This is a genomic window from Nocardia sp. NPDC057440 (assembly GCF_042802915.1).
GTDB lineage: Bacteria > Actinomycetota > Actinomycetes > Mycobacteriales > Mycobacteriaceae > Nocardia.
Map to the genome: position 1 here is coordinate 523,428 of NZ_JBHVDF010000001.1, position 15,592 is coordinate 539,019.

The following is a 15,592-nucleotide window of genomic DNA, read 5'->3' on the forward strand; positions in this document are numbered from 1 at the left end:
GCGCCAGCGATTCTGAACCTCGGTCCCCAACCCGGTAGACTCCCCGACGTCCACTGATAGGCCCTCGTAGCTCAGGGGATAGAGCACCGCTCTCCTAAAGCGGGTGTCGCAGGTTCGAATCCTGCCGAGGGCACCAACCTGTGACTGCATTCACGCAGTTCAGGGTGGTTTTTGGCGTCGCAGGTTCGATTCCTCAGGGGCACCATCCACCGTTCGTCTACGATTTCGCCTACCGAAACGCGCAAGTCAAACGACCGTCCCTGGTACGACCTCTTGAAACACAAGGCCTGGGAAACCGGGTCGGCAGTGCGCTGGATTCAGCACTGGGTCGGCGTCACAGTGATCCGCTTGCCATTTCAACAGTGCGGCAAGCACTTTCGCCTGGGCGGCGGCGATGCGTTCTCCTTCCGCACTGCCGACGTACCGAACCTCGAAACACCGCCAGCCCGGAACACACCGCGTCTACAGCCTGCTCGACAGCTAATTCGGTCTGGCCACCACCCGATCCGGCAACTGCATGACCTCCGTCTCCGCCCGCGGCGCTCACCGGGCCCTGGCTCACCGGCACGTCCGGCAAGGACCCAGCAAATCCTGGCCAGAAGTTCCCAATCACCTCACGCCATGTCGCCGATTCAATCGACTGGATCGAACTGATTGCCGCAGTCATGCTGCGGGTACTGGACGCATCATAGAAGTACGGACCTGCCAGCTGCTGTTTGAAGCCGACTGCTCAGCCCCAAACGACGTTAGAGCACCAACCACGCCGATGACAGCGACGGGACTGTCGGACGCTGATCGATTGTGGGCAGTTGTGTAGGGCGATGTGACTCGGAGCTCAGCGAACGATCGGCCGCAGCTCGTCGGCTGTGGCCATTGATCGAGCTTGGTGACTTCCCCCGGCAAACACATGGGGCAGGCTATGGCCCGCCGCCGCGCCGACCGAAGCTCGACTACCCGGACGCCAGCCCCCTGACCACAGCGCTCGGCAAGTCGGTTGTCCGCATCCAGTACGCCGCAGTCACGGCAACAGTGGTAGACACATTGCGGCACGCCACCGGGCACGGTCAGGCCCTGCTGCCTCGGATCAAACAGTCTCGGTGGATCGTTCGTGGTCCAATCCAAGTCGGGGGTTACAGTGCTCCCGACATCGTCAATCCATAAGGGAGGCCCCTCCTCCGTCGGCCAATGCCGCCACGGCGATCGGATCGACAGACCGTAGGGCGTTCGAATCCGTCTTGTCCCCATGACTACAGGCTATGGATCGCTCTCCCCCGACGCACGAGTCTTGTTCCAGATGCTTATCAAATGCGCCGGTCATTCCACAACTCGCGCCCAGGCATCTCGAACCGCGGCCAGCGCAGTCTCAGCCGTAATCACCAGCCGGGTCTGCCCGGCCAATTGTGTATTCCAGTCGTCTTCGCTCGGTGCACGATCGAATAATTGCGGGCTGGGGAACCGCTTTGTCGGACCGTATCTCCTGTACAGCACTCCCGCAGCACCGTCGATCGCACCGATGCCGCTCAACGCCCAAAGGTCCCAGAGGTCGCGTGATGCGCGCCGGTCGTGCCATGTCGCCGTCTTCCCTGCAACAAAGGCCGGCAAAGTGGGCACGAACAGCTCGGCCGGCGGCGCGTCGCTGTATCGCTGCTCGAGACCGCGGAGTTCGGTCGGCCACACCGTTCGGCCGCGTCCCGACAGCAACTGGATCTTGACGGACACACCGGACGCGGAGCGGAGGTTGGCGACCCCCGTGTCCGAGACATTGCTCAGCGACGGCGCCCATTCCAGCCGACCGTACCTCCGCGCGACCGATCGCGGCAAAGCTGCGTCGAGTTCGGCTGCCAGTACCGTTCGGTTGTCCAACGCAACCAGATCGATGTCTTCACTGAGCCTGCCGCTCACCAGATGCGTACGGGCAAGGGCAGTTCCGCCGATGAAGTGCAACCGGTCACCGAACCCTCGGCTGACTGCCGCCAGCAGATGGGAGATCAGATGGTCGCGCTCGACCTGCTCCGGGGAAACTCCGAATTGGATTGCGACACTGTCACGTTCGTCGATGCTCATGCTCCGCTCCAACTTTCCACACGTCGAAGCGCCACACCCAGACGCTGAGCAGTAGCGAGCTGTATGAGTCTCGCCGAATCACTCCGGCGGTAGAGCGTCTCGATCGCTGAACGAACCTCCGCCTCGGCATTGCCCAGCTCCGGGCGCCGGGCAAGGTCGAGCACGGTCTGTTCCGGAGTAGTGACCAGCGTTGGCCCCAGTGAAGTCTCGATCCGCTCGGCGTCGAGAGCGTCGGTATCTCGGCGGACGAACCGAACCCGTGCCGAACGGTCGGTCAGTGCGATCGGCCGGTGCTGACTCGGAACCGCGACAACCGCAGTCGCCAACGCACGAGCTACGGCTCCCAGCATGCGGGCCGCGCTGATGCCCATGACGACTATCTGATCCGCCCCGTAAATCGATGACGCGATACCTGCGGCCGCCGCCTCGAGACCGGGCAGCCAGGTCCGGCCGATGTAGTCCGGTGGGACGACGATGTAGTAGCCGTGAGCGACGCGGTGCAGCACGCCCCGATCAACGAGCCGCGCGACCTCGGGCCGCGGTTGGGCGTAGATGTCGGCCAAGTCCTGCGGCCGCACGGTTCGAAGCGGCGCCCGCCAGAGCTCACTAGGCAGCAGTGCACTGCGACGCTCGGTCACCAGCACCACCTCCCAGCACTATGCATATAGTTGGCAATTACCCAACGAAATGCATACTACCGAACAACTGGCCACCGCATCTTCCGCCACCCGGATTTGTCGCCGGCCTGCGGTTGCCAACGGAAACTGTGCGATCAGCAGCGCTCAGACCGGGTATACCTCTGCGATGACCAGGCGTTTTCCGGTTGCCCATGTTTTGCGTTTCCTGCCGAGGGCACAGAGCTGTGATGGTGTTTCCTCAGGTCAGCAGGTTTTCCTGACCTGCGCATCGCTCTCGGATCACCAACAAAAACCGATATATGCAGGTCAAACAGTTGCCTGGTTCGAGCCCTCAGGAAACACGGAACATGGGCAACCAGGCCGGCGACTCGCGGGATTTCAGGGCCGGCCGTCAGCCCGTCGCACACCACGTCCACACTCCATGGGACAGGCATCCCGGCCCGGCGAAGGGCCAAATATTTCGACGCCTACCCGATGATCGACATCCACTCCCGCTACCTTGTCAGCGATCACGTCCGCATTCACAAATCCGGTATCCGGACAACGGAATCGATGAACGAGAATCGGGCGGGCCGAGGCCGCGGTCGCCGGTGCGACAACAGCCAAGACGGTCGCCTGCCGGTCCCGGGAGACCTCGCCCCTGCACGAGAAGACTTTTCGCCCTTCGCGACCGATCGCGGCAAAGCAGCGTCGAGTTCGGCCGCCGATACAGTTCGGTTGCCGCACTGCACGGACTCGCTATGCAGGTGAATCCACGAAAGCCGGTTCGCGTACCGCCTGGCGCAGGAACTCTCCGGTCAACCGCATGGCTTCACGGCTTTCGGGCAGCAGTTCGACAGCGCCGCCGAGGGCCGCGAGTGGGATCGTCACGGCTGCTGGCGGAAAGCCCAGCCTCACAGCCGGAACGAGGTGAACAACGACAAACTGACTGCACTGACCGGATGTAGGTCGAGGGCTACGGCCTGCACCCGGTCTCGCAGATCCTGCGTCCGGGGCGGTAAACACCCACTGCCGGAATCGAACTCGAGCTAGGCCCCGCAGGTGCGGGGCGCGCACGGCTCAGTCGCAGTGGCTCGAACCCGAGTACCATTCGACGCTCCTTGGTGCGCCGGGCTTATGTGCGGAACCTCCCCACCCGATGCATTTGCCGGGGGCATCCACCTTCACGGGACCGGCGTAGTAAGCGAACATTCCCTGGTCTATCGGCCCGTTGTTGGATCCCCAGATTCCGACTGAGGCCATCGTGCCGGTCTTCGTGCCGATGTTGGCCGTCTTCCAGGTGACGACGCAGTTCGTTCGGCCGTTGTAGAGCAGGTAGATGGTAGCCAGACCATCGAGGTTGTGGCTGTCGATGGTCTGGTAGCCGCCTCCGCACGCGGCGGCCGGGGATGACGCGGCATTCGCGGGAGCGGCCATGGTCAGCGATCCAGCAAGAATTGCCATGACGGCAAGGCCCAACCTGGCTCCGTGTTCGAACACACGCATCGTTCAATTTCCTTCCGAGACACCATCGATCAACCACCCCACCGCAGCGGTCGTTGACCGTCTGCCAATCGGTGATCTGTCAAGATCCTGCCCCGACCCCCCTCGGAAAGCTTCCCACTAGTGGTAGGTGGAAGACGAATGCGGCCACGGGCGACCCTGTACGTGAACGGATTCGCGCGCTGGCCGATGCAGTCCGTCAGCTCGGCCCGCTCGCGCCGTGATCAACACCCGATCCGACGCGGAACGCCGTTTCACACTGCTGCGCCGGTTTCTCGCCGCGGGCGGTCAGCCGGGCCGCGCGGCGGGACAGCGCCTTGACCGCCGCGATTCCGACCGCACAAAAGGCCGCGATGTAGGCGGCGACCGCCATGCTGCCGAAGTGCGTGACGAGCCATGTCGCGACGAACGGGGCCGGGCCGCCACCGATGACGCCCGCGAGGTTGAAGCCGAGAGACGCTCCGCTATAGCGGGTTTCGGGTGGGAAGCTGCCCGCGATCAGCATGGGCTCCGACGCGATCATCGCGGCGCACGGCACCAGCGACAGCACGATCACGATCGCGGCTCCCACCGGCGATCCGGAATCGATGATCCTGAAGTAGGCGAAGACGAACAACGCCACAGCGGCGGCGCCCGCCGTGAAAACGCGCCCATGTCCGACTCGGTCGGCGTACCACGCGATCATCGGCATCGTCGACGCCGCGATCAACGCGCCGAGCGATACCAGCAATAGCAGGATGTTCCGGTCGTAGGAAAGCGCCTGTGTTCCATGGGAAAGGATGAAGGTGATGAAGATATAGATCGGAATCATTTCCGCGCTCTTGAGCAGCGCGGTGAACGCGATCTCCGCCGGAGAGTCCCGCACAAGCTGTATCAGTGGAGCCTTGCTGATCCGACCGGAATGTTCGAGTTCACGGAACTCCTCGGTCTCCGGCACTTGGTGGCGGATCCACAACCCTACGGCGACAAGGACCGCACTCGTCAGAAAGGGGATGCGCCAACCCCAACTCATGAACGTCTCGCTCGACATGCCGAGGCCCACGGCCAGAAATACGACGTTGGCGGCGCTGATTCCCAATACGCCCGCAGCCTGCGGAAAGCTGGCTCGAAACCCCCTGCCGGTCCTGGAACCCGATTCCATGGCGAGCAGGATCGCCCCGCCCCATTCGCCACCTACCCCGATACCCTGCAGGGCGCGCAGGAATACCAGCAGGACAGGGCCGAGGACACCGATCGTTTCGTAGCTCGGAACAAGCCCGATACCCACCGTTCCGACGCCCATCAGGACGATCGTCGCGAGCAGGGATTTCTTGCGCCCGACTCGATCACCCACGTGACCGAAGATCGCCGCCCCCAGCGGGCGGACGAGGAATCCGACAAAGTAGGTGGAGAATGCCAGCAGAATCCCGGTGACCGGGCTGGCGTGCGGGAAAAAGAGTTTCGGGAAGACGAGCGCGGCGGCCGCGCCGTACAACATGAAGTCGTACCACTCGATACCCGCTCCGACCGTACTGGCGAGGACAGAGCGTTTGACGTTGTTGTGAAGCATTGTCCGTCGAACAATAGCCGGTCATTATTCGCCGCGCCGATCTGATGGTGACGCGGCGAAGCCGCGATCGAAGCCTCGATCGCGGCAGGCCGGGTTGGAGCACTACCGGACGGTCGCCGGCTCGAGGAATGAAGTGAGCAGAGGCAGGATCAGATCGGACCGGTACATGATGTCGTAATGTGTTGTGCCCTGAACTATTTCGAGTCGAGCGCTGCCGGGCTTTCCGGCGTTCAGCCGAGTGACCATATCGGTGACGTGGTCTCGATACAGGGCATCGGATTCGGCGGTCATGACTAGGGCGGGCGCTTTGATCTTCGCCAGCTGCGCGGTCCAGTCGTAATCCTCGGTGAGAAGCTGCTTGGTCTTGGTGACAAGGGCGTTCCAGCCGGCCGGGTCCGGTGCGACGCTGCTGTAGAGCTGGTACATGGGGCTGTCGCGCATGGCATCGGGGTTGATGGCGGCGATGCCCGCACGGGTCTCGGGCATCCAGCCGTCGGAACGGTAGGGAGCCGAAGTGATGGCCAGCCGATTGACCAGGTCCGGCATCCGGGCGGCCACCTGCAGGGCCACGGCCCCGCCGAGTGAGTAACCGAACAGATCGGCCTTGCCGAGTTTCAAGTGGGCGATCAGCGCCGCGACATCATCGGCCAGCGACTCGTAGCTCATCGGGCCCCCGCGATCGGGTGTGTGGCCGTGGGCCTGCAGATCCACCCCGATGACCTGGCGATTCTTGGACAGCTCGGGGATGAATGCGCTGAAGGTGGATTCGGCGGTCGAGTACCCGCCATGCAGCAGAATCAACGGCTGCCCGGTGCCGTGCGTCTCGTAGTAGAGCCGACTGCCATTGATCTCGGCATAGCGGCCTTTGCCGTCTGCGGATACCTGGTCGGCCGTAGCGGGCCGGGTTTCCGACGTCGACGCGGCACCGCCGGTGGTTTCGTCGCTGCTGCAGCCGCTGATCAGCAGGGCGGACAAGGCCACGGCGCTCAGGGCGGCCAGCGACACGATGCGGGTTCGCATAGTTCGATCCTCTTTCGGAAATAGGTGTCGGCGGGAAAGCAGGCGGGAGGGCTCAGGCCGCAAATCGGTCTGCGCTGATGAGGAATTCGCCGGAAACCGGAACCAGCAGTTCGATATTCGGGTTGTGGCTCAGCTTCGCAACTTCCTCGTGCCGCGCATTCGGCAGCACGGCGGTAATGGCGCGCGCGGCGGTACGCAGCACGGCTCCGCTCTTGCTGCCGGAAATGACCAGAGTCGGAACCTCGACGTTCGACCAATCGGCGGAACGCAGCGCCTCACCGCGCATATACGGACCCATGATCGCCCAATCATGGGCAGTGGCAGGGGCGGTGGCCAGCAGACTCTTCCAGAAGGGTGTGAAGCGCATGATCGCGGCGAACACGCGCGGCATACCCATGGCCTTGGTCATGTAGTAACCCACCACATCGGCGCGCCGGTCCGCGGCGATCATCTCGTGCAGATTCACAGCCAGATCCGCTGGGGGAACGAAGTTTTCATGGTTCGTGATAAACGGCGGCTCGAAGGCGACCACCTTGGTGATGCCCGGTATCCGCCGCGAGGCGGCGGCCAGCAGCGCCAAGCCCGCTCCTGAGGACCAGCCGAAGATCGCGGCCTTGCCGCCGACCGCCTCGACCAGTGCGGCGAGGTCGTCGATCTCGTTCTCGACGTCGTACGCGCCGGGCGAATCGGTGCTGTCACCACGGCCGCGCCGGTCGTAATTCACAACCGTGAGCCCGTACCCATGGGCCAATTTCTCGGCCAACTCCACCATTTTGGGAAATTTTCGGTAGCTGAATGCTCCGCCGACCAAGATCACCGTTCCAGCGTTGCCGCCGACGATACGATCGAATGCCAGATCGATGCCCCCGGGCGTGGTTATGGTCTCCAACGTTCATGCCTTTCTCGGCAAACAGTTTCAGCGGCGATGTCCGGCACGCTCACCCATGAAGACGACGGCTCCTTCCAGGATTCATCGCGAATCCACTGTGACGCATGTCACATATGGAGAGCACGCCGTCGAGCAAAATCCAGCGTTCCCCGGTCACTCCGAAAGAGCCGTCTCGGCGATCGTCCCGAGGAACGGTTGGCATTCATCGAATCTTGTTGTCTATCAACAAGATTGGCTCAATGTCGCGGCGCGAACGTCACGGCGGCGATTGCCGCCAGGCATCGGCATGGAAGTCCTCCGGGCTGACCGGCCATCCGTCGTCGCCGACGAACGACCATGACCCGTCGCTGTAGTGGAGGTAGCGCGGGCCGTCGCCGTCCGGGGCCAGAGCTAGTTTCTGAGCGTCTTCGTCGTCGAGTTGTGCGGGGAAGGTTCATCTCCTGTCCCCTTCAGCCGTCCGATCGGCGTGCACTGCCGCCGGGGACCACCAAGGCATCGACCCGGCGGCGGGCTGAAAAACACGCTAGGCGTGTGTCTTTCACACACGGAGTAGTTCGTCGCTACAAGCGGGACGACCGCGACAACGCACGGTTTACCGTCGATCTCATGAACCCGGTTGTGACCCAGCCGCCGGTTGCTCGTCACGGTCGGCCGGCTCTCGCTGCTGGCGAGCACCTGCCATATCGACCTGGGAGAGCTACGCCGCAGCGGCGCGCGGTCGCCTGGCGTGGAAACTCGCTGACGAAGCACAGCACTCGGAGATATAGCGGCGTGGTGCCTCGAAACACGGGCATGGCAACAGCTCACGGACGACGCGTTCACGGAGGCGGCCGAGCTGTCGCGCGCCGCTCAGGCCATCGCTCCGGAGGACAGTTCGGCGTTCACACCCAGGCGACGGCTCAGGAGGGCCGAGCTGGCACGGCTCGCAGACAGCAGGGGCACCTATGGGGCGTTGCGCAGAGTCGCCGGGCCGGTGTCCGGGCTGAGCGTTCCTGACCGGCTCTCTCATTGATCATCGGATGTCAGGAGCAATGCTCATGTAGCGCGAGCGGCACCGATACTCGTGAAGATTGATCCTGCTCAGACGGCGATTGCCTCGATGTTTCGGCTCAACGCCTCCATGGTGCACGCAGGCGGAACCATCGTGCTGCCGTCCCCGGCCGAAAGCGGTGGGATGTCCCGGCGCTGGGTCGAACCTTCCCGGTGGATGTTCCGCCCGTCTGGGAACGGACTTCACACCCGGCGGCATCGCTGTCGCGCGCCGATGATCGAGATCGAACCGCCTCGGCGAAACGAAATCGCCTCATCCGTCGCGGCGCTGCTCGCCGTCTTCCCAAGGAGCCGCCCGGTTCGAACCCGGACTCACTCCTGTGGACAGCTCTCCGCTGCACCAGCGCGCGAATGGTTCGCTCTGCGACATGGGCGACAACGGCTACCGCGCCGAATATGACGACCTCGACGAAGCCGACACGATCCCCGTCGAGCCGACCAACGATGGCGACTTTGCCATGGTCCGCCCGATCTCGGGCTGAATGGCCTGCGGGTGGGCCGGAAGCGCGCCCGTCGTACGCGAACGGAGAGCTAGGGGTGTCTGCGAAAGCCATGTGGTCCATCGGAGCCTCGACTCGCAATTCGGGTGGATTCGGGTGCGGCCGCGTACATGGGCGGGCCGGTGGGCGCATTCACTGGGGCGGTCACAACCGGCGAGCACCGGCCACCGGCATCGACGAGAGCGGCGACGTGGTCACTCCGGTGCCGTAGGTCGATGCGTGGATGACTTCGCCGTCACCGGCGTAGAGGGCAGAGTGGCTGCCGCCGTAGAACGACACCAGATCGCCCGGTTGCAGGTCGTCCAGGGGTACCGGCGTTCCGGCGGCGAGCTGCCCGTAGCTGGTGCGCGGCACGTCCACGCCGGCCTGCTCGTAGGACCACTGCACCAGACCCGAGCAGTCGAAGGCGCGTGGGCCCACCGCGCCGTAGGAGTAGTCAGCACCAAGCCTCGTCCGCGCGGCGTCAACGGCGACCTCGCCGGTGGTCTTCTGCGGCTTCACCACGGCGGGAGCGGCCTGCGCCGGAGGAGCCATTCCGGGAAAGCCGGTCATCCCGGGAAAGCTGGTAAGGAATGGGAGCTCAATACGAGGAAGGCCGCTGGGGAACAGGAGTTCCATTCCCGGAATGGTCGCAGGCAGCGAAAGCTGCGCGCCCGGAGTCGGCAAGGCCGCCGAAGGCTCAATTCCCGGAGCATTGGCGGGCGTCACAATTTCGATGACAGGAACGAGCGCGGGATCGAGAAACTCGATTCCGACAGCATCGGCTCCGATCGGGGTTTCGAATTCCGGCAATATAGCGTTGTGCCGTACATCGATTCCGAGAATATCAGCTCCGACCGGGGCTTCGAATTCCGGCAATATAGCGTTGTGCCGTACATCGATTCCGAGAAAATCGGCTCCGATTGGGGCTTCGAATTCCGGCAATATAGCGTTATGCCGTACGTCGATTGCGACGATATCAGCGGGGATCGAAATTTCGTCGGGGATCTCGAATGTTCCGACGCTCGGGATCGTCACCGGCTGGGCCGATGCCTGACCGGGATTCAGCAACGTTGCGATGAATGCGACAGCTCCTGCAGCAAGGGCCCAAAGAACAGCGCGCCGCAGGAAGCAAAAATATCGGACGTCGGTAGTTGATGCCATGATACGGTCCTCCGATTTTCATATCGACTGCCGATGACGAGTCGTGCGACGCCGCATTTCATGACGTCCAGGACTTCACCAAGACCTCGAACTGATTCGAATACCATCACGGTGATCTGTTTATCCAGCGGATCCGATCCGAGCGTCTACCTTTCGGTACATAATGGACGACGTAAAGCGCGACACACTCCCTTTTCGATAACGAAACAATAACTACTTTTGACGGCCTCGCCGTCCAATTCGGAGATACATATTCCGCACAGCATTTTCGACCCGTTACACAAAGTGCCCCGCAGCGGAAATTCATTCCACTGCGGGGCACCATCGATGGTGGATCTCAGGCGGTGATCTGCTCCTCGATCTGTTCCGCGATCGTGCGGAGCTTCGCCGCGAATTCGCGCGCGGCGACCGGGTCGCCGCTCGACCCCTTGACAACTCGCCGGGTCAGCGCGACGAGCCGCGATTCCATGGCGGTGAACATGTCCGCCGCTCGGTCGTTCGAATCGTCCGGCAATTCACCACGCAGCCACGCCTGGAGTCGCTCGACCACCGTGGCTTCGTCGTAACGCTCGGGAATGAGCGCGACCGCTTCCCGGAGCTTGCCCGCGGTGACCTTCACATCGGCGCCACCAGCGATTGTGGTGTATACCGTGATCGCCGCATCTTCGCCGTGTTCGGCGGCTACCGGCAGCAATTCGCGGACCTGCCCCTCGTTGATGGCAGGCGCCAGCGGGTGCAGCCGGGCCGCAAGGGGCCAGGCTCGAATGAGTTTGTGCGCGTAAGACCGCTGCATATCCCACCGCTGTTCCACGTACTCGTCGAATGTCTCGTGGTTGTCGCGGTACAGCCGCCCGTCGCGCACGATCTGCAGCGCCCGCCCGGCGGCCCAGAATGCGATGCGCAGCGTGTCGATCGACGACTCGCACAATGTCAACTGCGACCGCTCCCGCTCGCTCAGCGGGCCATCACCGGCGATCGGCACCGGCATAGTCAAGACATTCAGACCCGGGGCCGGCTCCGGGGCTCGCCCCGGGGGCGGCTCCTTGGGCGCGGCGGAAGCAGCAGAGGCGACGAAAGCGGCGGAAGCGACAGAAGCCGGCGCGACCGTCTCGGTAGCACCCTGCCGCCGCCATTCGGCGTCGCGCAGCGGCGAAACCGGCGGAGTGTGCTCAGCGCCGTCGGCCAGTGGATTGAGGCCGCCTATCGAACCCTTCCTACGTTGGGGAGGCATCAGGCCGGCACCTCCACCGCGATCCGATATGCGCTCACCAGCTCGTCGCCCACCTGCCGATACTCTCCCAGATCTTCGATCGGGTTCTCGGCGCCGTCGCCGACCTCCCCGTCGGCCGCCTCTCGATACCATTTCCAAGAGCTCAAATAGGATTGGAATACGTCGTACCCAGCGCTCTCCAGATTCCCCCGTTGCGTCCGGTATTCGGTAGAGACATTCACGCCTTTCTTCATCGTCACCGGAACCTTGGTCATCAGGACTCGCACTCGAATCTCCCGATTACCTTCGGCCGCTGCCTCCTCGGCGGCCCTATATGTACTCGGCACTCGCTTGACCTCAGAGGGGCTCACACTCGTCAGCAGCACGAGCTCATCGCTCGCGGGGATGGCAGCTTTGAATATTTCAGCCGACTCACCACCGGCATCCACGATGATGACATCGAAATCGGCGGCATTGTCGGTGATGCAATCGTTGACGTGCCTGGACGGGAAGGCAATCAACTCGAACGGCACCTCGATTTCCCCCTTGATCAGCCGCCGATGCCACGAGTATCCGGTTTGACTGAGCGGGTCGGCGTCGATTACCAGCACCCGCAGCCCGTGAATCGAAGCGAAGTAACTTGCCAAGAAAAACGCTGATGTCGTCTTTCCGACACCCCCCTTGAGATTCCCCAGCGTAATAACCAGAGGTTCGGGCAGATCGAGTGCTGCAACAGAATTCGTCATGGACGGTCCTCCGAGGGTGAGGAGTTAAATTACTGTGCCGGGCAAGTTTCGCACAGCGTCAGCGAATTACAACGGATTGCGGCAGACTATTTCGCGGGCGTGGCGCACACCGAATGTGTCCAATTGGACACACTGTGTCCAATGGACACTATTTTCGATTTCACACTCCGCCGCGTCGGCCCCGAGTTCGGCGCGCGGCCGCAACCACACCGGCCAGCTGGCGAATGGCCGCGACAAGTGTCGGCGACCAGCAAACGCATGCGGCATAGCCGCCGGAGTATGAGTTCAGTCCGGGTCCGTATCCGTGGAGGGCGAAGGGAAACACCGCGCGCCATCGCGAGCGGCCCTGCGTCATACCCGCTGCGATATACACACCACACGACGGACTCCCCCGATAACCGCTACGGGTCCCAGGGGTCGAGTCCGCCGTGGGGTTCCAGGTGGTCGAGGTTGGAGACTCTCCTGACCGACGCCATCAGCCGGGCACGGTTGAGATCGGAGGGGTTGGCGTAGTATTCCTGCGCCGCACCCTGATGCAGCGTCGCTACCTTGTGCCCGATAGCCCAGCGGGTGTCACGGCCAACTTTGTTCCATTGTTCGGGCGTGATCGCGGCGCGCAGCGCTTTATCCGAATCCCAGTGCTGTTCAACGGTTCTGACAAAACCAGTGTCGATCACAGCACCGGGCGCCGGCTCGTTGGCGTGCCTGGCGAAGCTGTCGGCCGACACCAAGGCTTGGGCGGCGAAGGACATATGCGCCTCGTCGCCCACGTGATTCTGCACTGCTCGCGCGGCGGCGACGGCCTTCTGTAGAGGCGCGAACCCGTAGGGGTTCTGCGACATACTGGATTTCTGGGCGCCCGATGCGCGCATGGCGCTGCTGACCATGTCGTGACTCGCTCCAGCGGCCAGCAGAGCAGCAGGCAACTGCGCGCCAGGAATCTTGCCGTCCTCCAGGCTCTTCAATGCTTTCGCGACCGCCAGCTCCGTACTGATCCCCTCCGACTTGCTGGTTCCTGCGACTATCGACTTCCAGTTGTCCCGAGCCAACTGGTTCCAGGTGTGCGATTCCTGCCGCTTGGGTGCGACGTTGATATTGGTGCGGTCGACGCCTTTACGCCCGCGCGCGAGCGGGTTCAATGGACTACCAACGCCTCCGGCGAGCCACGCGGTGATCGGCGAGCTGTTGATGGTATTGAGGGCGGCGAGGCCCGCTACCGCTCCCAGTCCGCTCTTGGCGCGCGCACCGCTGCTCCCCATACCAAGGGCGGTGCCGCCGCCGGATCTGGCCTGGCCGCCTTGTATCGCAAGAGCAAAGCGGTTGGCGATCCATTCATTGCCACTGTCGAGGCTGCGGTTGAGTCGCTTCAATTGGGAGATGGCGACGACCTCGGCCGCGCCCGCGATGACGATCACCGCCATGACCTGCCCCGGTGCCTGCCGAAATAGGTTGCCCAGGAACAGGACATATACACCGAGGAAAACGGTGAAGGCGGTCATCCGCGCCGCCGCGACGAAGCTGTCCACGATATTGCGGACCAGGAACGTCTGCGTCGGCCCGTAGACGAAACCACCTGCGGCGAAACCGAAGATCGACATGAATGCGTGGTAGAGCGCATCCAGCGCGGCCTTGATGACTTTGATCGCCAGATACGCCGCGAACATCAACAGAATCCCGGCGCAGACCAACAGCATCAGTCCGGTGCCGACCTGGCCCATGGTCGGGTTGTCGGCCTTGGCATAAGCGGCGGTGTCCCCGCACGCCTTCATGCCGTTCTTGATCCGCTCGTCGTCGCCGGAAACGACACCGGCCGACCACGCCGACTGGCACGCCGGGCGCTCGTCGACCACGTGCCCGAAATTCCACACCTGCAACGGACGCCGCGCGAAGTTGTCCGCCAGGTCCCCCTGCATCGTCGCAACCAATTGGGTCGGGTTCGGATGATTGTTGCCGTTCAAACCCGCGGCGACCGAGATACCGACATTTCGCCCCTGCGCAAGCAACCCGTCCGAGGACAGCACATCCGCGAGCGGATCGGAAAGGAACACCGGACCGACTATCGCTACCGCGACCATGGTGACAACCTGCACAGTGGCCTTGGAGTGATAGCCACGAATGATGAACCAGCCCACGAAGAACGCGCCGATCGCCGCCGCCGTCACCAGCATCAGCGGCGTCGCGATCTGACCGGTCAACGCATGGGCGACGCCACGCAATGCCGAGCCGAACATATCCAGCCATCGAAAGCTCAACGCGAACCCGATCAACCAGATCGCCGTGGTCACAATGGCCATGTAGCCGATGAACTCCAGCCCGAGAATGGCCCACAGGATCGTGGCGCCCGCGTTGAACGGCCCACCATGGTTGGTACTGAACTGGTAGCCGGCCAGCGGAACGCCGGACGAGTCACGGATTTTCATCCAGCTCAGTCCGTCGATCTCCGAGACTCCCGGCGATGGGCTGGCTGCCTCGTACTGCGCGGTGGCCACCGCGCCAACCGCGCCCGGAAACACAATCAGCACGCAAAATAACAGCCCGAGCCATGCAACTCTTCGCCGCCAAACTCCGCGATCGATTGAAAATAGCGAGTGCCGAAGTCCGGCAAACATGCGGCGAAAAATGTCGTTGAGGGATCGTGTCTGCTGTCCGGCTCCCGTGCGAGGCACACGTAAACCCTAAACCGGGGTGAACGATTGTAATAGGCAATGTTGCAAGACATCCATGTGAACAGACGGTGATGTCCGGAGAGCATCGCGGTAAAGTCGCTGGTGCGCCGCGTGGGCTGGGTCACAGCGATGAAATCGCCTCTGCTGCTGGATGTTCCGCAGCAGCGGCCGACAGCGCGACCCCGGCGCCGAACCCCGGCGGCGCACCAGCGCCATCGAGGTTGCGGCCGTTGAGGTTCCGGCCGCGCCGGACACCGTCGACGTTGCTCTTGTGCCGGATTGCACTGCGGGCGTTGATGAATAACGTGACGCCGGTCGGGCCGCCGTCGGCGTGGCGTCGAAGGCGCGCGGAGATCGCCCGCGCGTCGGAAAGAGCGAACCACACAAATTGGTATCAACAATATTTGCTGCCAAAACGACATTATCGCGCTAATGCGCACCATTAATGCCGAGACCGTTCCGCGCACTAAGTTTCCACGCACGGGAATGACCGATCACCATTAAGCCGATCAGAACCGGTGCACACGACACCGGAATAGCGGTTGGGGCTTCGGCGACATGAAAGGCAGTTTCGCGAGATAGCGGCCGGGCTCGTAGCCTGGCAACAGAATATGACTATGAATCATACGGTTCGA

11 protein-coding genes and 1 tRNA gene are annotated in these 15,592 nt (G+C 63.0%); 1 reads left to right on the forward strand and 11 read right to left on the reverse strand.

Annotation, left to right across the window (positions count from 1 at the left end; genetic code table 11):
* Positions 1 to 60: 60 nt before the first annotated feature.
* A tRNA-Arg gene (locus ACFU4Z_RS02210) sits at positions 61 to 136 on the forward strand.
* 1,178 nt (positions 137 to 1,314) lie between these two features.
* On the opposite strand, the gene ACFU4Z_RS02215 is transcribed toward ACFU4Z_RS02210, so the two are convergent.
* The 11 genes from ACFU4Z_RS02215 to ACFU4Z_RS02265 all read right to left on the reverse strand — a co-directional run bounded on the left by ACFU4Z_RS02215 (position 1,315) and on the right by ACFU4Z_RS02265 (position 14,957).
* Positions 1,315 to 2,064, reverse strand: a complete 750-nt coding sequence (locus tag ACFU4Z_RS02215) for a nucleotidyl transferase AbiEii/AbiGii toxin family protein (RefSeq protein WP_379059017.1) — start codon at positions 2,062 to 2,064, stop codon at positions 1,315 to 1,317.
* Positions 2,061 to 2,702 carry a type IV toxin-antitoxin system AbiEi family antitoxin gene (locus ACFU4Z_RS02220; protein ID WP_379059019.1) on the reverse strand — a complete coding sequence of 214 codons (642 nt, stop codon included), beginning with the start codon at positions 2,700 to 2,702 and terminating at the stop codon, positions 2,061 to 2,063. The genes ACFU4Z_RS02215 and ACFU4Z_RS02220 overlap by 4 nt, the downstream gene beginning before the upstream one ends.
* Before the next feature lie 738 nt (positions 2,703 to 3,440).
* On the reverse strand, positions 3,441 to 3,572 hold the full coding sequence (locus ACFU4Z_RS02225) for a hypothetical protein (protein ID WP_379059021.1): 132 nt from the start codon (positions 3,570 to 3,572) through the stop codon (positions 3,441 to 3,443).
* 189 nt (positions 3,573 to 3,761) lie between these two features.
* Positions 3,762 to 4,160 carry a hypothetical protein gene (locus ACFU4Z_RS02230; protein WP_379059023.1) on the reverse strand — a complete coding sequence of 133 codons (399 nt, stop codon included), beginning with the start codon at positions 4,158 to 4,160 and terminating at the stop codon, positions 3,762 to 3,764.
* A gap of 223 nt (positions 4,161 to 4,383) precedes the next feature.
* Positions 4,384 to 5,733, reverse strand: a complete 1,350-nt coding sequence (locus ACFU4Z_RS02235) for an MFS transporter (RefSeq protein WP_379059025.1) — start codon at positions 5,731 to 5,733, stop codon at positions 4,384 to 4,386.
* Between the two features lie 102 nt (positions 5,734 to 5,835).
* Positions 5,836 to 6,753, reverse strand: coding sequence for an alpha/beta fold hydrolase (locus ACFU4Z_RS02240; RefSeq protein WP_379059027.1), 918 nt, complete (start codon positions 6,751 to 6,753; stop codon positions 5,836 to 5,838).
* 52 nt (positions 6,754 to 6,805) lie between these two features.
* Positions 6,806 to 7,642: an alpha/beta fold hydrolase gene (locus tag ACFU4Z_RS02245; protein ID WP_379059029.1), complete on the reverse strand. Its 837-nt coding sequence runs from the start codon at positions 7,640 to 7,642 to the stop codon at positions 6,806 to 6,808.
* A 1,694-nt stretch (positions 7,643 to 9,336) separates the two neighbouring features.
* Positions 9,337 to 10,335 (reverse strand): C40 family peptidase, encoded by a 999-nt coding sequence (locus ACFU4Z_RS02250; protein WP_379059031.1) that lies wholly within the window; start codon positions 10,333 to 10,335, stop codon positions 9,337 to 9,339.
* A 337-nt stretch (positions 10,336 to 10,672) separates the two neighbouring features.
* Positions 10,673 to 11,566, reverse strand: coding sequence for a hypothetical protein (locus tag ACFU4Z_RS02255; protein WP_379059034.1), 894 nt, complete (start codon positions 11,564 to 11,566; stop codon positions 10,673 to 10,675).
* Positions 11,566 to 12,291, reverse strand: a complete 726-nt coding sequence (locus ACFU4Z_RS02260) for a ParA family protein (RefSeq protein ID WP_379059037.1) — start codon at positions 12,289 to 12,291, stop codon at positions 11,566 to 11,568. Before ACFU4Z_RS02260 ends, ACFU4Z_RS02255 begins: the two co-directional genes overlap by 1 nt.
* A 401-nt stretch (positions 12,292 to 12,692) precedes the next feature.
* Positions 12,693 to 14,957 (reverse strand): hypothetical protein, encoded by a 2,265-nt coding sequence (locus tag ACFU4Z_RS02265; protein WP_379059039.1) that lies wholly within the window; start codon positions 14,955 to 14,957, stop codon positions 12,693 to 12,695.
* Between the last annotated feature and the right edge of the window lie 635 nt (positions 14,958 to 15,592).